Origin of the sequence: Mesorhizobium sp. B2-1-3, assembly GCF_006442495.1 — a bacterium.
GTDB lineage: Bacteria > Pseudomonadota > Alphaproteobacteria > Rhizobiales > Rhizobiaceae > Mesorhizobium.
Window position 1 is genome coordinate 109,242 of the sequence record NZ_VFWL01000015.1, and the last position, 21,473, is coordinate 130,714.

Sequence of the window (21,473 nt, forward strand, 5' to 3'; positions counted from 1 at the left end):
CAGACAGCCAATGAAAAAAGGCGGGGGGACTTGTCTCCCGCCTTTTGGCTTGGAAGGGTGGACGTCGCATCCGGAACTGGATCTCTGACTCGTGAAGACGGCGATCATATTCGACTGCGAGTTTCTTTGCCTTGAGGGCTCGCAACGTCGATTCTGGTGCGCGGCCCACGATCCGGATCCGGTCATCGCGCAGATCGGCGCGGTCAGGCTTGGGCTCGAAGACGACTTTCCCGTCCTGGGCACGCACAAGGCCTATGTCAGACCGATCGACCGGTTTGGCAGGAGATACGCGCTCGACCCTTTCTTCACCGAGCTGACTGGCATCACAGAAGAAAAGCTGGAGATCGAAGGGGTCGCGCTAGGAGAAGCCCTTGTTGACATCGATCGTTTCTCGGGTGGGGCGCGATTCTGGTCCTGGGGCAAGGACGAACTGAACATGATAGCCATCAGCTGCTATATCGCAGGCATTCCCGCTTCCATCCCGGCGGCCCGTTTTGACAATGCCGTAAAGCTGCTGATCTCGGCCGGGATGCCGATCGAGGACCTGGCAAGGACGCCGAGCAACAAGCTTGCCGACTATTATGGCGTTGAACACCCGCCATTGCAGGGACACGACGCGCTCGATGACGCGCTGTCCGTAACCTACACCCTGCAGCACCTGATGAAGACTGGAAAGCTGCGGCCGGACGCCTTCGACCACTTGTAGCCTGATGGCGCCACCTGGGATCGCCGCTCAGATCGCCGAATCGGTCCAGCGCACGATCTGTTTGGCCGCGTCGCCGAAGGCAGCATCGAGCGCGCCGACATAGCCTTGGTTGCCGCTGCCCGAGACGGGCGCGGTCGCCGTAAAGCTCTTGGACGCACGCACCTCGCCATTGCGGTCGTTGAGGATGCGCACGAACAGGTCGACCTCGGCATGATCGCCGCCGTCGACACGGACTTCGAACGAACGGATCTCGACGATGACCTGGTAATCGATCGCCAGTCCCTCGCCCGGCTTGCCCACGCCGGCGAAGCTGCCCGAGCGCTGGAACGTCTCGGCCAGCCGAGCCTGCACGATCAGCGGCAGCCGGTCCGCCCATTGCGCGCCCTTGAGGTACTGGATCGAGCGTGGGGACGGCTTTATGACGATGTTCTGGCTGTCCAGCGCCTTGAGCGCGGATGGCTGGGCGATCAGGATCTGGCGACGGCTGTGGCCATGCGCCTCGACCGACGGCGCCGACAGTTCGAATGTGTCAAGCGGCGCAGGCCCGCCGCCTGGCAGCGCGGCACAACCGGCAAGGGTCAAGGCAAGCAAGGCCACGCCCGATCTGAACACAATCGTCGACTTCACGCGCGATCCCTGCTGTCCCCGGCCTCACTATCCCTGGATTGTAAAAACAACCCGCGGATGCAGACACTGTTTCTGGGGCGAGCCGAGACCGAAGTCAACGCCGCGCCCTGCCATCATACTGCCGAACCTCGCCCTCGCCGCCCGACAGGATGCGCTGCGGATTGCGGCTGAGGTCGGTAACCGCCTCCTCGATGCGGCTGATCGAACGGCGGCTGTCCTGAACCAGCGCCTCGACATTCGAAAGGCCCTGGCCGGAAAACCGGGCTATATTGTCTGTGATGACGCCAAGCCGCGAATTCAGCGTATCGGCAACCTGCTTGAACGACCTCAGCGTGTCCCTGGCGTCCGCCATCACGCCGTCCGCCTGGCCCGAGCCGAGCAGCTTGTCGACCTTGGCCAGGATGCCGTCGACGCGCACCGAGGCGTCGTTGAGCCGCTGCGCGAGCTGCCTCGCATCCTTGATCGTCTCGTCTATGTCGTCCGCCCTGTTCGCGAATTTGCCGGTCACCTTGGCGATGTCCGAGGCCGCCTTGTCGGCGCTTTCGCTTGCCTTCTGGATGTTGGCCAGAGCCGTGCGCACTTGCGCCGGATCGATGCCGTCGAGCACGCCGTCGACCTTGGCCAGCGTACCTTGCGTCTGCTTGGCGAAATCATTGACCGATCCCACGGCCGTATCGACATTCCTGATCACGCCATCGAGCTGTTTGGACGTTTCCTTGAGGTTGCCGGTCACCGTATCGACATTGGCGACGATGCTCTTGATCTTGTCCTTGTCGACCGCATTGAGCAGCCCTTCGGCCGCCTTCAGCGTGCCGTCGAGCTTGCCCGAGACGCCCTTCAGCTCATCGGACAGCGCGCTGACCGCGGACAGGAACTTGTCGACGCCGTCGGAATTCCTGGCCAGCGCGTCGGAGAACGTCTGCACATTCTGCACGGTCTGCGTCAGCGGCCCGCGCACATCCTTGGTGAACCCCTCCAGCTGCGTCAGCACCGTGTCGGCGCGCGTGAAGATGTTCTGCGCCGTCTGCAAAAGATTGGTCACCGCCGACGGGTTGGCCACGATCTCGGCGACCTTGCCTTCCTTTTCGGCCTGGTCGAGAAGTTTTACTTCCTTGGGGTCGGCCCCTTTGAGTTCGATATTGGCCTGTCCGGTCAGTCCGGCCAGGCCGATATCGGCCTGCGTCGATTTGGTGATCGGCGTCATGCGGTCGATCTCGGTGTCGGCGATTGCGACCGTCGGATTGTCGACATCGATATAGACGCGCCTGACGTCGCCGACCTTGACGCCGTTGAACAGCACGAAGCTGCCGCGGCCAAGTCCGGAAGCCGAGCCAGGGATGCGCACGCGCAACAATGTGGTCTCGCCTTTGTCGCCGATCGCCGCCGTCCAATAGACGAAGCCGAACGCCGCCAGGATCGCCACCAGCGTGAAGATGCCGACAATAACGTAGTTGGCTCTGGTTTCCATTGCTTCACTTATGGCTATGCGCGCGCGGCAAGATCAAGTTGCCGGGCTCGTTTTCCGCGGAAATACGATTTTACCCACGGTTCTTCACTCTTCAGCATGTCGTCTATGGTGCCTTCGACCAGCACTTTCTTCTTGCCGAGCACGGCGACGCGGTCGCAGGCGGTGAAAAGCGTGTCGAGATCGTGGGTCACCATGTAGACGGTCAGGTCCATCGTATCGCGCAGCTTGACCACCAGCTCGTCGAATTCCGCCGCGCTGATCGGATCGAGGCCCGAGGTCGGCTCGTCGAGGAAGACGATGTCGGGATCGAGCGCCAGCGCGCGAGCCAGTGCCGCGCGCTTGATCATGCCGCCCGACAGCTCGGACGGGAATTTCTGCGCCGCGTCCGGCGGCAGCCCGACCAGTTCGACCTTGAGCATCGCCAGTTCGTCCATCAACTTGCGCGGCAGGTCGAGATATTCGCGCATCGGCACCTGGACGTTTTCCAGCACCGTCAGCGCCGAGAACAGCGCGCCGTGCTGGAACAGCACCCCAAGGCGCATGTCGATGCGCAGCCGTTCGGCATCGTCGGCCTTTTCGATATCCACGCCGAACAGCTTGATCGTGCCGGACTGCTTGCGCGTCAAACCAAGGATGGTGCGCAGCAGAACTGATTTGCCGGCGCCCGAAGCGCCGACGAAACCGAGGATCTCGCCGCGCCAGATATCGAGCGACAGTTTGTCGAGGATCAGGTTGTCGCCGAAGGAAACGGTGATGTCATGCGCCGAAAGCACGACCTCGCTGTCATCCGCGCCCTCCTTGGCCCTGGTCTCGATGCCGTTTCCCATCGCCATTTCAGAACTCGATCGCTGCATAGAACATGGCGAAAAGCCCGTCGAGGATGATGACGACGAAGATCGATTTCACCACCGAGGCGGTCACGTGCTGACCAAGCGATTCGGCGCTGCCGCCGACCTTCATGCCCTCGACCGAGGCGATGGTGCCGATGATCATGGCCATGAACGGCGCCTTGATCAGGCCGGCGAAAATGGTGCTGAGGTCGATGGCGACGCGCAGCCGGTCGATGAAGGCGGCGGGTGCGATGTCGGAATAGAGCCAAGCCGCGAGGATACCGCCACCGAGTGCGGCAAAATTGGCGATGATGGTCAGGCAAGGCAGGGCGATCACCAGCGCAACCAGGCGCGGAAAGACCAGCACGCCGATGGGGTTGAGCCCGATGACCTTCAGCGCATCCACTTCCTCGCGCATCTTCATCGAGCCAATTTCGGCGGTGATGGCGCTGCCCGAGCGGCCGGCGATCATGATTGCCGTCATCAGCACGCCGAGTTCGCGCAGGATCAGCACGCCGACGAGGTCGACGACGAAGATGTCGGCGCCGAAATAGCTGAGCTGGTAGGCGCCCTGCTGGGCAACGATGGCGCCGACGATCGCCGACATCAGCACCACCACCGGAATGGCTCCGACGCCCATGCGGTCGATCTGGTTGAAGATCGCCGCCGGATTGACGGCATGGCCGCGGCCGAGCTTCATCTGCGCGCCACGGATCGTGGCGCCCAGTATGTTCATCGAGGCGAGAAAATCGTCGCGCATTTCGTAGACGCGGCGGCCGACCGCCTCCAGCGTGCGAATGACGATGTTGGGCGGCCCGACCGGCCCCGATTCGGGCTCGCGCCGCACCGCGTCGCCGACCGCGCCGAGCAGGATCGAGGCGACGTCACTCTGGCCCTGCAGCCTGACCTCGACACCTTTTTTCTCGAAAGCGCTGACCAGGCGGTCGATCAGCCACGCGCCGGCGGTGTCGATCTTCTCGATGTGCGAAAGATCGAGCGCCAAAGTCTTGAAACCGCTCCGTTTCTCGATTTTGCGCATCTCTGCGTCGATCGCGGCCACGGTGCGCGTCGTCCAGATTCCCGAGAAGGCGCACCCGAGAACGCCTGCTTCCTCACCGACCGACACGCGCGGTTCGTGGTCAGCCTCCGAGGCGGTCTTGCCGCTTGCGTCGCGCTTGCCGATGGTCAACATGGCGTCCTGTTTAGCCTGACGGGTCCGGCCTTGTCGATTTGCCGACGACCCTTCTCGCACAGCCGGAGCAGAAAATTATGGCGCGTGTCATTTCGGTCGAGGCCGAGCGTTTTCCGATCGCCGGCACCTTCACCATTTCGCGTGGTTCGAAGACCGAAGCCGAAGTGATCACCTGCACGATCAGCGAAGGCGATTACACGGGCCGTGGCGAATGCGTGCCGTACAAACGCTATGGCGAGACCATGGATGGGGTTCGCGCCGCGATAGAGGCCATGCGCGGGCAAATCTCTGCTGGCATGGACCGGACAGCCCTGCTCGGCGCCATGCCGGCGGGCGCGGCGCGCAACGCCATCGATTGCGCCTTGTGGGACCTGGAAGCCAAAATCGGCGGCAAGGCGGTGGCTGACGCGGTCTGGCCGGCTCCTTTGCATCAGCTCGAGACGGCCTACACGCTGTCGCTGGGCGAACCCGAGGCGATGGCGGCGCAGGCCCGTGCCAACGCGGCGCGCCCGCTGCTCAAGGTCAAGATCGGCGGCGACAACGACATTGCGCGCATCCGCGCCGTCCGGCAGGCCGCGCCCGACAGCCGCATCATCCTCGACGCCAACGAGGGCTGGAACGACGACACCATCGCCGCGAACCTCGCCTTCGCCGCCGAGCAAGGCATCGCGCTTATCGAACAGCCGCTGCCGGCGGGCCATGACGGCATCCTGCGCCACATCGCGCATCCGGTGCCGATCTGCGCGGACGAGAGCGTGCATGAGGCGGGGGATCTGGCCGCGCTCGCCGGTCTCTACGATGCCGTCAACATCAAGCTCGACAAGTCGGGCGGGCTGACGGCGGCGCTCGTGCTGCGCGACCGCGCCCGCGAACTGGGTTTCGGCGTCATGGTCGGCTGCATGGTCGGCACGTCGCTGGCGATGGCGCCGGCGGTGCTGCTCGCCCAGGACGCCGATTTCGTCGACCTCGACGGACCGCTGCTGCTTGCGCGGGATCGTGTGCCCGGCCTCGCCTATGAGGGATCCTTGGTTTCACCGCCCGATCCGGCGCTTTGGGGCTGAGCGCGCCGCGAGTCCGACCAGCACCAGGCCGATGATCGCGATCGGGATCATGGCCAGGAAGCCGTCGACCCCGAAACGGTCGTAGAGCGGGCCGGAGGCGAGCGTCACGGCGGCCATGAAGAAGCCGTTGAAGAAATAGGCGATGCCCTGTGCGGCACCGGTGCGCTCTTCCGAGACCGTTTCGCCGATCATTTTCTGCAGGCCGATCAGCACCATGGCCACCGACACCGAATGCAGGGTCTGGACGCCGAAAAACCCGGCGACGCCGAGGCCAAGCGGCCAGATCAGCGGAAAGGCGATCCAGCGCACGACCGCGCCGATGCCGGCAATCACCATCACCCTGACGACCGACACGGAGGCGAATATGCGGTTGAAAAACACGAACATGCAGACTTCGGCCACCACGCCCCACGCCCACAGAAGCCCGACGACGGTGTCGCCGATGCCGATCGACTTCCAGTAGATCGACACGAAGCCGTAAAGGAAGGCGTGGCTGGCGGTGAGGATGCCGACACCCAGGGTGAAATAGACGAAATAGGCATTGAAGAGACTTGGTGCCGAGTGCTGGATCTCCGCGGCCGAAAGCGGTGAGGCAAGGCGCGGCCGGCCAAGACGCGGCGCAAGCAGCGCGGCAAAGAGCGCGGCACCCAGTGCCGCGAAAATGATCGCCGGGACGGCTTGCGCCCCTGCCGCGGTCAGGATGAAACCACCGGCCACGTTGGCGCAGAGATACGAGATCGAACCCCACTTACGCATGCTGGTGTAGTTGGAGCCGAAGCGGCGCACGCCCGAAAGCGCGAGCGAATCGGCCATCGGCGAATGCGGCGTCCATACGATCGTCAGCGCCAGCGACACCGCAAGCACGACGGCGTAGGAGGCCGGCAGAAAATAGCCGGCGGAAATGATCATCGATGCCGCGACGAGCGCGATATAGACGTCGGCGCGGTCCCTCGCCCGGTCCGCGAGCGCGGTGAGCAGCGGCGTCGTCACGACGCGCACGAACATCGGAGCCGCCAGGATGACGGCGATCTGCTCGGCGTGAAAACCTTTCGCCTGCAGCCACAGCGGGAAGTAGGGCAGATGCGTGCCCTGCGACACGAACAATGTCGCGAAGATCAGGCTCATGCGCAGTTCGAAATGGCGTGGTTTGACGAGCTGTTCGGGTGAAAGCGGCGGCAGCGGCATGAATCGATCCAATAACGCTGCCGTCCACGAACGGCGAGCAGTGTGGATTGACCCTTAACATGAGGAAAAACCGGACGAAACCGATTGGCCTAATCGATTAACACCGGAATCTGTGCCTGGCACCGGCAGTCAGGCGGCCTGCACCACCCGGTCCTCGATCAGCATCGGGATGAAGGGTTCGTCCGGCGCCTCGGGCAAGACATGCGCCCAGGTCAGGATTTCCATCCGGCCGTCGAAATGTTCGACCACCGCCGTGCAGCTTTCCACCCAGTCGCCGGTGTTGATGTACTGGACGTCGCCATAGCTTTCGATCGCGGCATGATGGATATGGCCGCATATGACGCCGTCGACATGCGAGCGCCGCGCCTCGTCGCTGAGCACCATCTGGAACGAGCCGATGAAGTTCACCGCCTTCTTGACCTTGACCTTGGCCCAGGACGAAAACGACCAGTAAGGCAGGCCGAGCAGCTGGCGCAGCCGGGTGATCACACGGTTGACCTGCATGGCGGCGTCGTAGGCGTGGTCGCCGAGATAGGCGAGCCAGCGCTGATTGTGCACGACCGTGTCGAACTGGTCGCCATGAATAACGAGCAGCCGCCTGCCGTCGGCGGTTTCGTGAATGGCGCGGTCGGCGACGACGATGCCGCCGAAATGCACGCCCTGGAACTGGCGGGCGAATTCGTCGTGGTTGCCGGCGATGTAGGTGATGGTGGCGCCCTTTCGCGCCTTGCGCAGCAATTTCTGCACGACGTCATTGTGGCTCTGCGGCCAGTGCCAACTGCGCCTCAGGCGCCAGCCATCGACGATATCGCCGACGAGATAAATGATGTCGGCATCGTGATGTCTAAGGAAATCGATCAGGAAATCGGCCTTTGCCGCCTTCGACCCGAGATGGACGTCGGAGATGAACATGCTGCGGAACGTGCGGGGCTCTTGGCCGGACATCGCGAATTCACCGTTGCTTTCGCGAGCCTATGCCCCGATTCATGCAACAACCGTATGACGGTTGCGATTGGTCCAGCCCAAGAGCTAGCCTGCCGGCGAATCACAGGAGAAATCGTCATGGATCTCGGCATCCGCGGAAAGAAGGCCATCGTCTGCGCTTCGAGCAAGGGGCTCGGAAAAGGCTGCGCCATGGCGCTGGCCGAGGCTGGTTGCGACGTCGTCGTCAACGGGCGCAACGCCGAGCTGGTGGCCAAAACCGCTGCGGAGCTGCGCGAGCGTTACGGCGTGACCGTCACGGAAGTCGTCGGCGATGTATCGAAGCCCGAGGTGCAGAAGGCGCTTCTCGCCGCTTGCCCCGAACCCGACATACTGGTCAACAATAATGGCGGCCCGCCGCTGCGCGATTTCCGCGAGCTCGATCGTGCCAAGATGCTCGAAGGCGTGACCCAGAACATGGTGACGCCGATCGAGCTGGTGCAGGCGGTGATCGACGGCATGGCCGTGCGCGGTTTTGGCCGCATCGTCAACATCACTTCGCTATCGGTCTATGTCCCCATCCCCGGCCTTGATCTGTCGTCCGGCGCGCGCGCCGGCCTGACCTCCTTTCTTGCCGGCGTGGCGCGCACGGTGATCGACCGCAACGTGACCATCAACAGCCTGCTGCCCGGCAAGCTGGATACCGACCGGCTGCGCGGTCCGCACGAGGCCGGCAGCGTTGAAGACCCGACCGCGGCAGCCGCCCGCAAGGCGCGCATCAGTGCCGACGTGCCGGCCAAGCGGCTCGGCACGCCGGAGGAGTTCGGCCAGATCTGTGCCTTCCTGTGCTCGGTCCATGCCGGCTACCTGACCGGCCAGAACATACCGGTGGACGGCGGCCTCTATGTCAGCGCCTTCTGAGACCCGGTAGCGCCGGCGCCGAAGAAATTCCGCTCAAACCGTTGAAATAGATCGCTTATCCCGGCTTCGTCGATGTGAATGGCGATTGCGTCATTTGGCGTCGCGAAAAATCTCGGCCGCATGCTAAGAAGGCGGCACGCAGGATCGCAGGGAGGCCCGGAATGAACGGCGAGAGCAAGAAAACGGCACGTTCGGACCTCGACGAAGCCGCGCTCTACTTCCACAAGCACCCGACGCCGGGCAAGCTCGAAATCCAGGCCACCAAGCCGCTTGGCAACCAGCGCGACCTGGCGCTCGCCTATTCGCCCGGCGTGGCGGCCCCTTGCCTCGAAATCCGCGACGATCCGGCGACCGCGGCCGACTACACGGCGCGCGCCAATCTGGTCGGCGTCGTTTCCAACGGCTCGGCCGTGCTCGGCCTGGGCAATATCGGCCCGCTCGCTTCCAAGCCGGTCATGGAAGGCAAGGCGGTCCTGTTCAAGAAATTCGCCGGCATCGACGTCTTCGACATCGAGATCGACGCGCCCGAGATCGAGCGCATGGTCGAAACGGTGGCGGCGCTGGAACCGACATTCGGCGGCATCAACCTCGAGGACATCAAGGCGCCGGAATGCTTCGAGGTCGAAGAGCGACTGAAGGCCCGGATGGGCATACCGGTTTTCCATGACGACCAGCACGGCACCGCCATCATCGTCGCCGCCGCAGTGCTCAACGGCCTGGAATTCGCCGGCAAAACCATTGCCGACATCAAGATCGTCACTTCGGGCGCGGGTGCGGCGGCATTGGCCTGCCTCAACCTGCTGGTCTCGCTCGGCGCCAAGGTCGAGAACATCTGGGTCACCGACCGTTTCGGCGTCGCCTATAAGGGGCGCACGGATGAGATGGACCGCTGGAAAGACCCTTATGTGAAGGACACGGAGGCGCGCACGCTGGCCGACGTCATATCGGGCGCAGACGTGTTCCTCGGGCTTTCGGCCGCCGGCGTGCTGAAGCCGGAATTGCTCCAGCACATGGCGCCGAAGCCATTGATCCTGGCGCTGGCCAATCCCAATCCGGAAATCATGCCGGAAGTGGCGCGGGCGGCGCGCCCCGACGCGATGATCTGCACGGGCCGGTCCGATTTTCCAAATCAGGTCAACAACGTACTGTGTTTTCCTTACATCTTCCGCGGCGCGCTGGACTGTGGCGCCAGCGCCATCAATGAGGAGATGAAGATGGCCGCGGTGCGGGCCATCGCCGCCCTTGCCCGCGAAGAACCTTCGGATGTCGCCGCGCGCGCCTATTCCGGCGAGACGCCGGTGTTCGGACCCGAATTCCTGATCCCCTCGCCCTTCGATCCGCGCCTCATCCTGCGCATCGCCCCGGCCGTCGCCAAGGCGGCCTGCGACACCGGTGTCGCGACAAGGCCGATCAGCGACTTCTCCGCCTATATCGACAAGCTCAACCGCTTCGTCTTCCGCTCCGGCCTGGTGATGAAGCCGGTGTTCTCGTCGGCCAAGGCGTCGAGCGCCAAGCGCGTCATCTATGCCGACGGCGAGGACGAGCGCGTGCTGCGCGCCGCGCAGGTGGTTTTGGAGGAAGGCATCGCCGAGCCGATCCTGATCGGCCGTCCGCACGTCATCGAGGTGCGATTGAAGCGCTACGGACTGCGCATCAAGCCCGGCGTCGACTTCGGCCTGATCAACCCGGAGGACGATCCGCGCTACCGCCATTACGTCGACCTCCTGATCGAGCTGGCCGGCCGGCGCGGCGTGACGACGGAGGCCGCGCGCACCATGGTGCGCACCGACAACACGGTGATCGCGGCCCTCGCATTGAAGCGCGGCGACGCCGACGCCATGGTCTGCGGCCTCGAAGGGCGTTTCGAGCGGCACCTGCGCAACGTCACGCTGATCATCGGGCCACGAACCGGCATCAAGGACCGGGATCTGTCGACGCTGTCCATGCTGATCTCGCAACGCGGCATCATCTTCCTGACCGACACCCACGTTTCCGTCGACCCCACCGCCGACGAGATCGCCGAAATGACCGTACTGGCGGCCGAGGAAATCCAGCGCTTCGGCATCGAGCCCAAGGCGGCGCTGCTGTCGCATTCGGATTTCGGCTCGCGCGATTCGCCGAGTGCGCTCAAGATGCGGCAGGCGGCGGCGATCCTGGCGCGCATCGCGCCCGAGCTGCAATGCGACGGCGAGATGCATGCCGATTCCGCGCTGTCGGAACATCTGCGCCAGCGCGTCTATCCGCATTCGCGTCTGAAGGGCGAAGCCAATCTCCTGGTGTTCCCCAACCTCGATTCCGCCAACATCACGCTGACAGCGCTCAGGACCATGATGGATGCCCTGCATGTCGGCCCGATCCTGCTCGGCACTGACAAGCCGGCGCATATCCTGACGCCCTCGGTGACCTCGCGCGGCGTCGTCAACATGACAGCGCTTGCGGTGGTCGAGGCCGCCCACAAGGCGCAGGCTGTCGTCGATCTGGGCTGAACGCCGATTCGGGGGTAAACTGCGGTTTAACCACGAGCACGTAGCGTGCGGCGGAACAATCAGGCGGGTTTCGGGCGGATGATGGGCGAAGGGTGGAAGCAGGCGCATCTTGCCGTGCTGCTTGGCCTGCTGCTTTCGGGCGCCGCCGTCTCCGAGCCGCAGGCTGCCTCGCGTATCTGCCGCCAGCTCGAGGCCGATCTTGCCGCGACTTCGCGCGGCAGTGGCGATCCGGCCCTGATCCGGAAATATGATGCCGCGATCGACCGGCAACGCGAGCAGATTTCAAAGGCGCGCGGCCAGTCCAGCAGCGCCGGCTGCGGCTTCTCCCTGTTCAGCCGCAATGTCAGCCAATGCGCCGGGTTCAACGCCACCATCGAGCGCATGAACGCCAATCTCGATAGCTTGCAGGCCAAGCGCGCCCGCCTCGCCGGCGGCGGTTCACGGCGTGATCGCGCACGCATCCTGGCCGCGCTCGACACCAATGGCTGCCGCGGGGACGCGGTGGCGCCGCGCCGCGAACCTCCGCGCGAAGCGAAACGGGAACAAGGCAACAGCAATCTGTTCGACCAGCTGTTCGGCGGCGACACACGCCGGCTCGATACGCTCGACCAGTCTGACGATCCCGGTGAAGAGCGCAATGTCCGCCGCGTGCCAGGCCGGTCCGGCATACCGGACTTTCCGGGCGTCGGCGGCGAGTTCCGTACCACCTGCGTGCGCACCTGCGACGGCTACTTCTTCCCGATGTCCAATGCCGCCTCGGTCGGCGATTTCGAGCGCGACCAGAAGAACTGCGAATCGAGCTGTCCCGGCACCGAGATCCAGGTCTTCTATTCGCGCGGCATGGGCGACGATTCGGCCGACATGACATCGTCTGTCACCGGCCGGCCCTACAGCGAGCTGCCGACGGCCTATCTTTACAAGCAACCCAATGTGTCGCGGCCGCCGGCCTGCGGCTGCAACGCCGCGCAGAACTTCCAGATCATCGGCGGCAATCCGCCAAGCCAGCAACAGTCGCGGCCGCGAACGGAGGGCGCCCCGTTCATTCCGGTGCCTGCCTCCAAACCCGATCCAGGTGCCGATCCCGAGACGCTGGCAAACGCCGCCGGCGGGCTGGACCGCGACACCATCAAGCGGCTTGCGGTCAAACCGGTCACATCGCCGGTCTCGGTGTTGCCGCCGGAACAGCGGAAGGTCAGGGTCGTCGGGCCAACGTTCCTTCCCGACCCATCAGCGGCAATAGATCTGCAAGCTCCGGTCCCGAAGTCAGTCCGGTAAGGGCGAGCCTCAGCGGCATGAACAGCGCCTTGCCCTTGCGGCCGGTCGCTTCCCTGATCCTGGCCGTCCAGTCCTTCCAGACGGTCCCGTTCCAAGGCTCCTCGGGCAGCAGATCGATGGCCTGGTGAAGAAAATCTCGATCGGCGTCGGAAAATTCCGGCTTCTCCTGCGGCCCTTCGCGCAGGATGCGCCACCAGCCGACAGCATCGGCCAGCCTGTCGAGATTGCCGCGCACAGCCAGCCAGAACGGTTCCGCCTGCTCGCCCGATATGCCGAGCACCACCAGCCGATTCTGCGCTTCGGAGAACGGCATTTGGTGCAGCAGCGTCCGGTTGAGCACGAAAAGCTCGTCCGGGTCGAACTTTGCCGCCGACTTCGAGGTCGCAGCCGGGTCGAAACGGCTGGCGAGTTCGGCCAGGTCGTGCGCGGCGGCGACATTCTCCGACGTGCCGACGAGCACGGCCAGCGATGCGACCGCCATCGGCTCGATGCCGTCCTCGCGCAGGCTTTCGATGGAGAGTGCGCCGGTGCGCTTCGACAGCCCCTCGCCCGAAACGGTGGTCAACAGATTGTGGTGGCCGAATTCCGGCGGCTCGGCGCCCAGCGCCCGGAACAGCGCGATCTGCACGCCGGTGTTGGTGACGTGGTCGTCGCCGCGGATTACATGGCTGACGCCCATCTCGATATCGTCGACAACGGATGGCAGCGTATAGAGATAGGTGCCGTCCTCGCGCACCAGCACCGGGTCCGACAGCGAGGCGAGATCGACGGTTTCCTGCCCGCGCACTAGGTCGTTCCAATGGATTTCGGTGCGCTCCGGCTGCTGCGGATCGCCGGTGAAATTGGGCAGCAGGAAGCGCCAGTGCGGCCGGCGGCCATCGGCCTGATATTCGGCGATCTGTTCCGACGTCAGCGTCAGCGCCTCGCGGCCATAGACCGGCGGCAGGCCGCGCGTACGGCGCACCTTGCGCCTGAGGTCGAGCTCCTCCGGCGTTTCATAGCAGGCATAGAGAACGCCCGCCGCCTTCAGCCGCTCGACCGCCGCGTCATAGATCTCGAAGCGACGCGACTGGTATTCGGTGGTGTCGGGAAAGATGCCAAGCCAATGCAGGTCGTAAAGGATGGCGTCGGAAAATTCCTGCTTCGAGCGCGCGACATCGGTGTCGTCGAAGCGCTGGATGAAGCGCCCCTTATGGTTCATGGCGAACAGCCAGTTGAACAGGGCGGTGCGCGCATTGCCGATATGGATGCGGCCTGTCGGCGAAGGGGCGAAACGAACGGTAACTGTCATGAGCGGGGCGTACCGGATGCTTTTGTGATTGACAAGACGCGCCCCCGTGCCGTGCCGCAGACATAGAACATGGCGCAAGCAATGAAAAGACTTGGCGGACGCGGCTCCGCCAGCAATCGCATGTCCCGCGCCGCCCGCCCGTCAGGCCGCCGGCGCCTGATGGGATGGCCTCCGGGCCAGAGCCGGAGGCCATCCCCGATCAGGTGACAAGTCCCTTGGTCAATTCGAGCGCCTGGCGCTCGAACAGGCGGCGGTAGATGCCGCCCGGCAGCCGGATCAGCGCGTCATGCGAGCCTTCCTCGGCGATCTTGCCGCGATCGAAGACCAACAGCCTGTCGAGCGCCCGCACCGTCGAAAGCCGGTGCGCGATGACCAGCGTGGTGCGGCCGACCATCAGCCGCTCCATCGCCTGCTGGATCAGCACCTCCGATTCTGAATCGAGGCTCGACGTCGCCTCGTCCAGGATCAGGATGCGCGCATCGGCGAGGAACGCGCGTGCGATCGCCACGCGCTGGCGCTCGCCGCCCGACAGCTTCACGCCGCGCTCGCCGACGAGCGTGCCGTAGCCCTTCGGCAGGTTGACGATGAAGTCGTGCGCGCTCGCCAGCTTCGCGGCGTGCTCGATCTCGGCCTGCGTGGCGCCGGGCCGGGCATAAGCGATGTTTTCGGCCAGAGAGCGGTGGAACAGGATCGGCTCCTGCTGCACGATGGCGATCTGCGCGCGCAGCGACGCCTGCGCCACCTCCGAAATGTCCTGGTCGTCGATCAGGATCCGGCCGGCGTTCACGTCATAGAGCCTCTGGATCAGCTTGACGAAAGTCGTCTTGCCCGACCCGGAATGGCCGACCAGCCCGACCCGCTCGCCCGGCGCGATATCGACCGAGAAATCGCGATAGAGCGGCGAACGGTGACTGCCATAATGGAAGGTGACGTCGTCGAAGGCGATGCCCCCTTGCGTGATGCGGATCGGTCCGGCGCCGGGCCGATCCTCGATGCCGAGCGGTTCGGACTGGAAATCGACCAGTTCCTCCATGTCGTTGATCGAGCGCTGCAGGTTGCGGATATGCGTTCCGATATCCCTGAGATAGCCTTGCAGGACGAAGAAAGAAGTCAGCACGAAGGCGACGTCGCCGGCCGTTGCCTGCCCCCACGACCACAGCATCAGCGCCAGGCCGATGACCGCCGCTCTCATCACCAGCAGCAGCACCCCTTGCGTGGTGCCGTTGATGGTGCCGCGCACCCAGGTCCGCCGCGTGCGGGCACGCCATTTGGCGACGACCTTCGCAAGCCGGTTCTCCTCGCGCTCCTCGGCGCCAAACCCCTTGACCACGGCGTTGCAGCTCACCGCGTCGGCCAGCGAGCCGCCAAGGCGCGTGTCCCAGGTGTTGGCGAGCCTGGCCGCCGGCGCGACATAACCAAGCGATAGCATCGCCGTGACGGCGATGAACAGCACCGAGCCGGCGGCGACAACCGCTCCCATCAGCGGCCAGAACCAGCCCAGCAGCAGCGTCGAGCCGACCAGCATGACGACCGACGGCAGCAGCGCGATCAGGATCGTGTCGTTGAGCAGGTCCAACGCCCACATGCCGCGCGTCACCTTGCGCACGGTCGATCCGGCGAAGCTGTTGGCGTGCCAGTCGGTGGAAAAGCGCTGGACACGATGGAAGGCGTCGGCGGCGATGTCGGCCATCATCTTCAGCGTCAGTTCGACGATACCCATGAAGGCCAGATTGCGCAGGACGACACCTGCCAGCGCCAACGCCATCAGCATGGAAAACGCGGTCATCGCGGCATTCCAGGCGATCTCGTCGGCGCCGGCGCTGCTGGCGACGGCATCGACCAGCCGGCCGGAATAGAGCGGCGTCAGCACATCGGCCAGCGTCGACAGCAGGAAACCAGCCATGATCAGCGAAAGCCGCCAGGGCTGGCGCCGCCAGTGGGTGAAAGTAAAGCCAAGAACGCTGCGAAAGGCGCTCGCGCGCAAATCGATTCGAAAACGAGCCATGATGTCATTCGGGCGCAAAAGCCCGATCCCGGTAAGGTCGAAAATGAAAAAACCGCGCAAGGGGCTCAATGCCCAGGAATGCGGAGGTTCGGTTATGAATGGCCGCTTGCCCGAAGGCGGCGACCGGCATCGGCAAAGGCCTGTTCTCGATCCGGCTTCGTTCCGAGGGTGAAAACCCTGCGGCGCGCCGGTCGGGACCTAGGCTTCGCGGCCTCGCATAACGATGTCAAATCCTGGCATTCGGTCCTCCCTAAAGGGAATCGCGGAGAGGCCCTTATAGAGATGCCGCATCGCATCGCCAAGGCTGGCGGTCACCAAAAACGGCATCTGGCCCAAGCACTGGGATAAATTTGCAACAACGGCAATGGCGCTTTTTCAGGGGATCGGCTTACGATCGAGGCGCATGTACCGGCCATCCGTCGATGCCTTGAATCCCAGTCTTTCATAAACCCCATGCGCGTCGTTGGTCGACAGGCTCCAGTGCGAAACGCTACCGAGCTCGGGATGATCGATCAGCGCCCGTACCAGCCGCGAGCCGATGCCCTGCCCGCGATGCTGCGGCCAGACGATGATATCGGCCAGATAGGCAAACACCGTGCGGTCGGTGATCGCCCTGCCGAATCCCACCTGGCTGCCGTCGATATAAGCCGCGGCGCAGAGCGAATTGGCAAAGGCGCAGCGGTGCGTTTCGTCGCTGCGCCCGCCGCCCCAATAGCTTGCCATCAACAGGTCGGATGTCGCCCTGAAGTCGATCCGTGACAGATCGAAGCTGATCTCACAGTCAGGCATCGCTACCCCTCGCCTGCGGCATGACGCGAATTTCGGCCGGAAACGGTGTCTAGCCGCGGTCCCTAAACCGGTTGGTGATGGGATAACGGCGGTCGCGGCCGAAATTCTTCCTGGTGATCTTCACGCCGGGCGCCGCCTGCCGGCGTTTGTATTCGGCGACGTAGAGCAGGTGCTCGATGCGCGTCACCGTCGCCCGGTCATGGCCGCGCGCGACGATGTCGTCGACGCCCATCTCGTTCTCGACCAGGCATTCGAGGATGTCGTCCAGCACCGGATAGGGCGGCAGCGAATCCTGATCGATCTGGTTCTCGCGCAGTTCCGCCGACGGCGCCTTGTCGATGATGTTCTTCGGGATCACCTCGCCCGACGGTCCGAGCGCGCCCGGCGGCACGTGGCTGTTGCGCCAGCGCGACAGTGCATAGACCTGCATCTTGTACAGGTCCTTGATCGGATTGAAGCCCCCATTCATGTCGCCATAGAGCGTTGCATAGCCGACCGACATCTCGCTCTTGTTGCCTGTCGTAACCACCATCGAGCCGAATTTGTTGGAAATCGCCATCAGGATGGTGCCGCGCGCGCGGCTCTGCAAGTTCTCCTCGGTGATGCCTTCCTTGGTGCCTTCGAAAAGCTGCGTCAGCGCATGAAGGAAACCTTCGACCGGCTCGAAGATCGGCACGATGTCATAGCGGCAGCCGAGTGCGCGGGCACAGTCTTCAGCATCCTTGAGCGAATCCTTCGACGTATAGCGGTAAGGCATCATTACCGCGCGCAGCCGCTCCTCGCCCAGCGCATCGACGGCAAGGGCCGCGCAGATGGCCGAATCGATGCCGCCCGACAGGCCGAGCACGACGTTCTTGAAACCGTTCTTGTTGACGTAATCGCGCAAGCCCAGCATGCAGGCGCGGTAGTCGGCCTCCTCCCGTTCGGGGATCTTCGACATCGGTCCTTCCGAACAGACCCAGTTTTCGCCCCGTCTCCTCCAGGTGGTGATGTCGACCGCCTCCTCGAACTGGCTCATCTGGAAAGCAAGCCGCTTGTCGGCACCTATGGCAAACGACGCGCCGTCGAAGATCAGCTCGTCCTGGCCGCCGAGCTGGTTTGCGTAGATCATCGGCAGCCCGCATTCGATGACCTGGCGGATGACGACCTGGTGGCGCACATCGATCTTGGCGCGGTAATAGGGCGAGCCGTTCGGCACCAGCAGGATTTCCGCGCCGCTCTCGGCCAGCGTCTCGCAGACGCCGATGTCGCCCCAAATGTCCTCGCAGATCGGGATTCCCAGACGCACGCCGCGGAAATTGACGGGCCCCTGGATCTCCGGTCCGGCCTGGAAGACGCGCTTCTCGTCGAACTCGCCATAATTCGGCAGATCGAGCTTATAGCGCTCGGCGATGATCTTGCCGCCATCGGCGAAGACGATCGAGTTGTGGGTGCCGGTCTTGCGCTTTAGCGGCGTGCCGATGATGACGCCGGGACCGCCATCGACGGTGTCGGCGGCAATCTCCTGCGCGGCCCGCTCGCAGGCCTTCAGGAAGGCGGGCTTCAGCACCAGATCCTCAGGCGGATAGCCGGCGAGGAAAAGCTCGGTGTAGAGCACGAGATCGGCGCCTTGACGCGCGGCATCCGCCCTCGCCTCGCGGGCCTTGGCGAGATTGCCGGCGACGTCGCCGACTGTCGGATTGAGCTGGGCAACGGCGATGCGCAGTATGTCGGGCTTCTTGGTCATGCTGCTGACTTAGCGCGGCAAAATTCGCCCCGCAATGGCGTTTGCTTGGGCCAATTTCGACATCAGTCGTTGCCCATATAGTCGCGCAGCGCCTGCGGCGAATGGTTCTCCCCGATCGACATCGCCAGGATGCGCGAAATGTGCCGGCGCGGCAGGCCGGTATCCGCAACCCAACGGTTGACCTGGGCCTGGATCTTGTCGAGATCCTTCTTCGACGTCGGGCTTTCGGCGATATCGAGCCCGGCATCGCGAAGGGCGGCCGCCATGTCGGCCGAAATGACGAAGGCGTCCCAACCCAGCCAGCGCAGGAAATACTGGCCGGTATTGCCGCCGAGCCGGCTGCCATGCTTGCCGAGATAGGCCATCAGCCCGACCTGGTCGTCGGCGGGCCACTCGGCGAGGAATGTGCCGAAGCCGCCATGCTCTTTTGACACGCGCTCGACGAAGGCAGCGTTGTCGCGAACGGATTTGATCTTCTGCGGATTGCGCACGATGCGCTGGTCGGATGCCAGTTCATGCCAGAAATCGTCAGGCTGGAACAGCAACCGCTTCGGCTCGAAGCGCAGGAACACCTCTTCGAATCCGGGCCATTTCTGCTCGATGACGCGCCAGACGAAACCGGCGGCGAAGACGCGCTCGGCCATCGTCGACAGGATACGGTCATCGCCGATGTCGGCCACGGCGGCGTTGTCGGGAATCGGCCCGAGCAGCGAGACCAGTTCCTCCTCGCCGCCCTTGCGCTTTGCGGCGCGAGCGCGAATTTTCTTGAAGTCGACCATAAGTCCCTCCGGTTCCCTCAATCTAGCACTTCCCGCGCGGGCCGGCAGCCTCTACCTCTATCGCCAGCCAAGCCCTTGGAGACGGCCATGAACAAGACGATCGACGATCTGGCGAACCGCTGGCTGAGACGAAAGCCGGACGGTCTCAGTGCCCTGGAGAACCGGGTGCTGCAGTCGACGCTCGAGCGCACAACGATCTCCAGGGACACCAACAAGGCCGTCGCCTTCCACCAGACCTTTGGCGACCGCCTTGCCGATAGCATCGCCCGCATTGGCGGTTCCTGGTCGTTCATCCTTGGCTTCATTGCCTTCCTGATCGTCTGGACATCAGCCAATGCCTGGCTTCTGGCGCGCGACGCCTTCGATCCCTACCCGTTCATCTTCCTCAATCTCGTCCTGTCCATGGTCGCGGCGCTGCAGGCGCCGGTGATCATGATGGCGCAGAACCGCCAGACCGAGCGCGACCGCATCGATGCCGCCCACGACTACGAGGTCAATCTGAAGGCCGAGATCGAGATCATGGCGCTGCATGAAAAGCTGGACGAAATGCGCCACGGCCAGATCATCGGCATGCGCGACGAGATCGTGCGGCTGACCGAACTGGTCAAGCGGATCGACGAGAGGCTGTCGCAGCAATCGCCGTCATGAGCGACGCGATCCATCATTTCATCGAACAATACGGGCTGATCGCCGTTTTTCTGGGCTGTGTCGCCGAGGGCGAGAGTGCCGCCATACTCGGCGGCTTCTTCGCCCATCAGCATATCTTCGTCCTCTGGCAGACTGTCGTCGTGGCAGCGCTTGGGGCCTTCGCCGGCGACACCTGCTTCTTCATCCTGGGGAGAAGTTTCGCGGACCATCGCTATGTCGTCGGGTTGCGCAAGCGGCCCGGCTTCCGCCGCGCCTATCGTCTGCTCAACACCCATCCCAACATCTTCGTGCTGTCGAACCGCTACGTCTATGGCATGCGCCTGGTCGGTGGCATCGCGGCCGGCCTGTCGAACATCGCAGCACCCCGCTTCATCGTCTTGAACGCCATTTCCTCGGCGGTCTGGGCGGTGCTGTTCAGCACCATCGGCTATGTCTTCGGGTTGGGCGCCGAGCATTTCATCGGCCAGGCGCTGCTTCGCCATGAGCGGATATTGGTGGGCCTGGCTATCGGCCTGGCCGTGGCCGTACTCGCCTGGCTCATCGCCCGCCATTTCGCCCGAAAGGAACGCGCCAGGGAAAACTGACCGCCGGCCGGCGGTCGAAAGCTCAGATCGGCAGCCCGACGATACGCTCGATGATCGCGATGCCCCAGACGCCGGCGACGATCGCCACGGAGATCAGTACCGCCAGCGAACCGCAGTCCTTGGCCAGCTGGATGTCGACATTGAATTCGCGGCTAAAGGCATCGCAGGCCGCTTCGATGCCGGTGTTCAGCACCTCGACCATGATCAGGAGCAGCACCGCGCCGATCAGCAGCGCGTAGCCGCGCCACGACACCGAAACGAACCAGCCGATCGGAAGGGCAAGGGCGAGCAGCGCCAGCTCCTGCTGGAAAGCTTTTTCAGTTGCGGCCAGCTTGCGGAACGCCCGCAGCGAGTTGAAATAAGCGTCGATCAGCCGCTGCATGCCAAACCCCTTTGCGAATCACCGGCACGGGATAAAGCAATGGCCCGATCAATGGAATAAGCTGGCTCGCCCAAAATTCATTCGTCGGCGACCTTCACCGATGGGGTCGACTTCTCGAATTGAGGCAGCGCGTCGTCGATCGAATAATAATCGCCCTTGTCACCCACGAAAATGTGGCATTGGCCCTCGAGGCCTGTCGGTTCATCGAACGATCCCGCCAGAACCGAAACATAGGCGTTGTCCCGCGGTTTCCAGAAAAGCAGCGATCCGCATGTCTTGCAAAAACCGCGCCCGGCGAAGGCGGACGCCTCATACCAGGTGATGTTGTCGGCGCCGTCGATATCGATATTGGCGTCCGGGACATTGGTTGCGGCGTAGAAATGTCCACTCTGCTTGCGACATTGCGAGCAATGGCAATAGATGACGCCGCGCAACGGCCCTCGTGTCCTGAAGCGAACCGCTCCGCATAGACACGATCCCGTATGATTTTCACTCATCGCACCATCCCAAAAGAAATCGCTGCTGAGAGGATCCCAGCTTTTCGATGGCTGCGCGCAAGAAAATGCGACATGCATTTGGCACGCTCGGGAATTGTTT

Annotated in this window: 21 protein-coding genes; 8 read left to right on the forward strand and 13 right to left on the reverse strand. The window is 63.8% G+C overall.

The genetic code is table 11. From position 1 onward, the window contains the following. Window positions 1–91 precede the first annotated feature (91 nt). Entirely contained in the window at window positions 92–706 is a 615-nt protein-coding gene (locus FJ973_RS22680; RefSeq protein WP_140557798.1) for a 3'-5' exonuclease, read from the forward strand. A 27-nt stretch (window positions 707–733) separates the two neighbouring features. Here the strand turns inward: FJ973_RS22680 and FJ973_RS22685 are convergent, their stop codons facing one another. The 4 genes from FJ973_RS22685 to FJ973_RS22700 all read right to left on the reverse strand — a co-directional run bounded on the left by FJ973_RS22685 (window position 734) and on the right by FJ973_RS22700 (window position 4,823). Continuing rightward, the gene (locus tag FJ973_RS22685; protein ID WP_224518948.1) at window positions 734–1,333 is read right to left on the reverse strand and encodes an ABC-type transport auxiliary lipoprotein family protein; all 600 of its coding nucleotides are present in this window, start codon (window positions 1,331–1,333) and stop codon (window positions 734–736) included. A 94-nt stretch (window positions 1,334–1,427) separates the two neighbouring features. Next, window positions 1,428–2,801 (reverse strand): MlaD family protein, encoded by a 1,374-nt coding sequence (locus FJ973_RS22690; protein WP_140498920.1) that lies wholly within the window; start codon window positions 2,799–2,801, stop codon window positions 1,428–1,430. A 14-nt stretch (window positions 2,802–2,815) separates the two neighbouring features. After that, the gene (locus FJ973_RS22695) at window positions 2,816–3,634 is read right to left on the reverse strand and encodes an ABC transporter ATP-binding protein (RefSeq protein ID WP_140498922.1); all 819 of its coding nucleotides are present in this window, start codon (window positions 3,632–3,634) and stop codon (window positions 2,816–2,818) included. A gap of 1 nt (window position 3,635) precedes the next feature. Next, window positions 3,636–4,823 carry an ABC transporter permease gene (locus FJ973_RS22700; RefSeq protein ID WP_140525381.1) on the reverse strand — a complete coding sequence of 396 codons (1,188 nt, stop codon included), beginning with the start codon at window positions 4,821–4,823 and terminating at the stop codon, window positions 3,636–3,638. Window positions 4,824–4,900: 77 nt separating this feature from the next. Here FJ973_RS22700 and dgcA point away from each other — a divergent pair, with 77 nt between their 5' ends. Continuing rightward, entirely contained in the window at window positions 4,901–5,884 is a 984-nt protein-coding gene (gene dgcA, locus FJ973_RS22705) for an N-acetyl-D-Glu racemase DgcA (RefSeq protein WP_140557799.1), read from the forward strand. Here dgcA and FJ973_RS22710 read toward each other — a convergent pair. Both FJ973_RS22710 and FJ973_RS22715 read right to left on the reverse strand, forming a co-directional pair. Next, window positions 5,855–7,069, reverse strand: a complete 1,215-nt coding sequence (locus tag FJ973_RS22710) for an MFS transporter (RefSeq protein ID WP_140557800.1) — start codon at window positions 7,067–7,069, stop codon at window positions 5,855–5,857. The two genes, dgcA and FJ973_RS22710, sit on opposite strands and share 30 nt — an antisense overlap. A gap of 129 nt (window positions 7,070–7,198) precedes the next feature. Then, the gene (locus FJ973_RS22715) at window positions 7,199–8,014 is read right to left on the reverse strand and encodes a UDP-2,3-diacylglucosamine diphosphatase (protein ID WP_140525384.1); all 816 of its coding nucleotides are present in this window, start codon (window positions 8,012–8,014) and stop codon (window positions 7,199–7,201) included. Window positions 8,015–8,131: 117 nt separating this feature from the next. On the opposite strand from FJ973_RS22715, the gene FJ973_RS22720 reads away from it, so the two are divergent. The 3 genes from FJ973_RS22720 (at window position 8,132) to FJ973_RS22730 (ending at window position 12,672) form a co-directional block, all read left to right on the forward strand. After that, a complete protein-coding gene (locus tag FJ973_RS22720) occupies window positions 8,132–8,911 on the forward strand; it encodes an SDR family oxidoreductase (RefSeq protein WP_140557802.1) in 780 nt (259 codons plus the stop codon). Between the two features lie 161 nt (window positions 8,912–9,072). Next, the gene (locus FJ973_RS22725; RefSeq protein ID WP_140498933.1) at window positions 9,073–11,397 is read left to right on the forward strand and encodes an NADP-dependent malic enzyme; all 2,325 of its coding nucleotides are present in this window, start codon (window positions 9,073–9,075) and stop codon (window positions 11,395–11,397) included. A 78-nt stretch (window positions 11,398–11,475) separates the two neighbouring features. Then, window positions 11,476–12,672, forward strand: coding sequence for a DUF2865 domain-containing protein (locus FJ973_RS22730; RefSeq protein ID WP_140557829.1), 1,197 nt, complete (start codon window positions 11,476–11,478; stop codon window positions 12,670–12,672). On the opposite strand, the gene gltX is transcribed toward FJ973_RS22730, so the two are convergent. Continuing rightward, on the reverse strand, window positions 12,590–13,963 hold the full coding sequence (gene gltX / locus FJ973_RS22735; RefSeq protein ID WP_140557804.1) for a glutamate--tRNA ligase: 1,374 nt from the start codon (window positions 13,961–13,963) through the stop codon (window positions 12,590–12,592). The two genes, FJ973_RS22730 and gltX, sit on opposite strands and share 83 nt — an antisense overlap. A gap of 199 nt (window positions 13,964–14,162) precedes the next feature. Next, window positions 14,163–15,968, reverse strand: a complete 1,806-nt coding sequence (locus FJ973_RS22740; RefSeq protein ID WP_140557805.1) for an ABC transporter ATP-binding protein — start codon at window positions 15,966–15,968, stop codon at window positions 14,163–14,165. Here FJ973_RS22740 and FJ973_RS31005 point away from each other — a divergent pair. After that, on the forward strand, window positions 15,865–16,140 hold the full coding sequence (locus tag FJ973_RS31005) for a hypothetical protein (protein ID WP_181170939.1): 276 nt from the start codon (window positions 15,865–15,867) through the stop codon (window positions 16,138–16,140). The two genes, FJ973_RS22740 and FJ973_RS31005, sit on opposite strands and share 104 nt — an antisense overlap. A 203-nt stretch (window positions 16,141–16,343) precedes the next feature. Here FJ973_RS31005 and FJ973_RS22745 read toward each other — a convergent pair whose 3' ends face one another. The 3 genes from FJ973_RS22745 to FJ973_RS22755 all read right to left on the reverse strand — a co-directional run bounded on the left by FJ973_RS22745 (window position 16,344) and on the right by FJ973_RS22755 (window position 19,262). Next, window positions 16,344–16,757 (reverse strand): GNAT family N-acetyltransferase, encoded by a 414-nt coding sequence (locus FJ973_RS22745; RefSeq protein WP_140557807.1) that lies wholly within the window; start codon window positions 16,755–16,757, stop codon window positions 16,344–16,346. Window positions 16,758–16,806: 49 nt separating this feature from the next. Next, complete coding sequence (locus tag FJ973_RS22750; RefSeq protein ID WP_140557808.1) at window positions 16,807–18,483, reverse strand: NAD+ synthase; 1,677 nt, start codon at window positions 18,481–18,483, stop codon at window positions 16,807–16,809. 62 nt (window positions 18,484–18,545) lie between these two features. Continuing rightward, window positions 18,546–19,262 (reverse strand): DNA-3-methyladenine glycosylase I, encoded by a 717-nt coding sequence (locus tag FJ973_RS22755; protein WP_140498945.1) that lies wholly within the window; start codon window positions 19,260–19,262, stop codon window positions 18,546–18,548. A gap of 87 nt (window positions 19,263–19,349) precedes the next feature. Between FJ973_RS22755 and FJ973_RS22760 the strand changes: the two genes are divergently transcribed. Next, window positions 19,350–19,910, forward strand: coding sequence for a DUF1003 domain-containing protein (locus FJ973_RS22760; RefSeq protein WP_140498947.1), 561 nt, complete (start codon window positions 19,350–19,352; stop codon window positions 19,908–19,910). Beyond that, a complete protein-coding gene (locus FJ973_RS22765; RefSeq protein WP_140498949.1) occupies window positions 19,907–20,494 on the forward strand; it encodes a DedA family protein in 588 nt (195 codons plus the stop codon). Before FJ973_RS22760 ends, FJ973_RS22765 begins: the two co-directional genes overlap by 4 nt. A gap of 22 nt (window positions 20,495–20,516) precedes the next feature. On the opposite strand, the gene FJ973_RS22770 is transcribed toward FJ973_RS22765, so the two are convergent. After that, window positions 20,517–20,876, reverse strand: coding sequence for a diacylglycerol kinase (locus FJ973_RS22770; RefSeq protein ID WP_140557810.1), 360 nt, complete (start codon window positions 20,874–20,876; stop codon window positions 20,517–20,519). Window positions 20,877–20,953: 77 nt separating this feature from the next. Beyond that, window positions 20,954–21,373, reverse strand: coding sequence for a GFA family protein (locus FJ973_RS22775; protein WP_140515267.1), 420 nt, complete (start codon window positions 21,371–21,373; stop codon window positions 20,954–20,956). Window positions 21,374–21,473 lie beyond the last annotated feature (100 nt).

Excerpts from the sequence above, each read along its gene's own strand:
- FJ973_RS22745 (WP_140557807.1), bottom strand. The coding sequence starts at position 16,757 with ATGCCTGACTGTGAGATCAGCTTCGATCTGTCACGGATCGACTTCAGG.
- FJ973_RS22695 (WP_140498922.1), bottom strand. The coding sequence starts at position 3,634 with ATGGCGATGGGAAACGGCATCGAGACCAGGGCCAAGGAGGGCGCGGAT.
- gltX (WP_140557804.1), bottom strand. The coding sequence starts at position 13,963 with ATGACAGTTACCGTTCGTTTCGCCCCTTCGCCGACAGGCCGCATCCAT.
- FJ973_RS22730 (WP_140557829.1), top strand. The coding sequence starts at position 11,476 with ATGATGGGCGAAGGGTGGAAGCAGGCGCATCTTGCCGTGCTGCTTGGC.
- FJ973_RS22750 (WP_140557808.1), bottom strand. The coding sequence starts at position 18,483 with ATGACCAAGAAGCCCGACATACTGCGCATCGCCGTTGCCCAGCTCAAT.
- FJ973_RS22770 (WP_140557810.1), bottom strand. The coding sequence starts at position 20,876 with ATGCAGCGGCTGATCGACGCTTATTTCAACTCGCTGCGGGCGTTCCGC.
- FJ973_RS22715 (WP_140525384.1), bottom strand. The coding sequence starts at position 8,014 with ATGTCCGGCCAAGAGCCCCGCACGTTCCGCAGCATGTTCATCTCCGAC.
- FJ973_RS22775 (WP_140515267.1), bottom strand. The coding sequence starts at position 21,373 with ATGAGTGAAAATCATACGGGATCGTGTCTATGCGGAGCGGTTCGCTTC.
- FJ973_RS22740 (WP_140557805.1), bottom strand. The coding sequence starts at position 15,968 with ATGGCTCGTTTTCGAATCGATTTGCGCGCGAGCGCCTTTCGCAGCGTT.
- FJ973_RS22720 (WP_140557802.1), top strand. The coding sequence starts at position 8,132 with ATGGATCTCGGCATCCGCGGAAAGAAGGCCATCGTCTGCGCTTCGAGC.
- FJ973_RS22725 (WP_140498933.1), top strand. The coding sequence starts at position 9,073 with ATGAACGGCGAGAGCAAGAAAACGGCACGTTCGGACCTCGACGAAGCC.
- FJ973_RS22690 (WP_140498920.1), bottom strand. The coding sequence starts at position 2,801 with ATGGAAACCAGAGCCAACTACGTTATTGTCGGCATCTTCACGCTGGTG.
- FJ973_RS22760 (WP_140498947.1), top strand. The coding sequence starts at position 19,350 with ATGAACAAGACGATCGACGATCTGGCGAACCGCTGGCTGAGACGAAAG.
- dgcA (WP_140557799.1), top strand. The coding sequence starts at position 4,901 with ATGGCGCGTGTCATTTCGGTCGAGGCCGAGCGTTTTCCGATCGCCGGC.
- FJ973_RS22755 (WP_140498945.1), bottom strand. The coding sequence starts at position 19,262 with ATGGTCGACTTCAAGAAAATTCGCGCTCGCGCCGCAAAGCGCAAGGGC.
- FJ973_RS22765 (WP_140498949.1), top strand. The coding sequence starts at position 19,907 with ATGAGCGACGCGATCCATCATTTCATCGAACAATACGGGCTGATCGCC.
- FJ973_RS31005 (WP_181170939.1), top strand. The coding sequence starts at position 15,865 with ATGATCAGCGAAAGCCGCCAGGGCTGGCGCCGCCAGTGGGTGAAAGTA.
- FJ973_RS22710 (WP_140557800.1), bottom strand. The coding sequence starts at position 7,069 with ATGCCGCTGCCGCCGCTTTCACCCGAACAGCTCGTCAAACCACGCCAT.
- FJ973_RS22700 (WP_140525381.1), bottom strand. The coding sequence starts at position 4,823 with ATGTTGACCATCGGCAAGCGCGACGCAAGCGGCAAGACCGCCTCGGAG.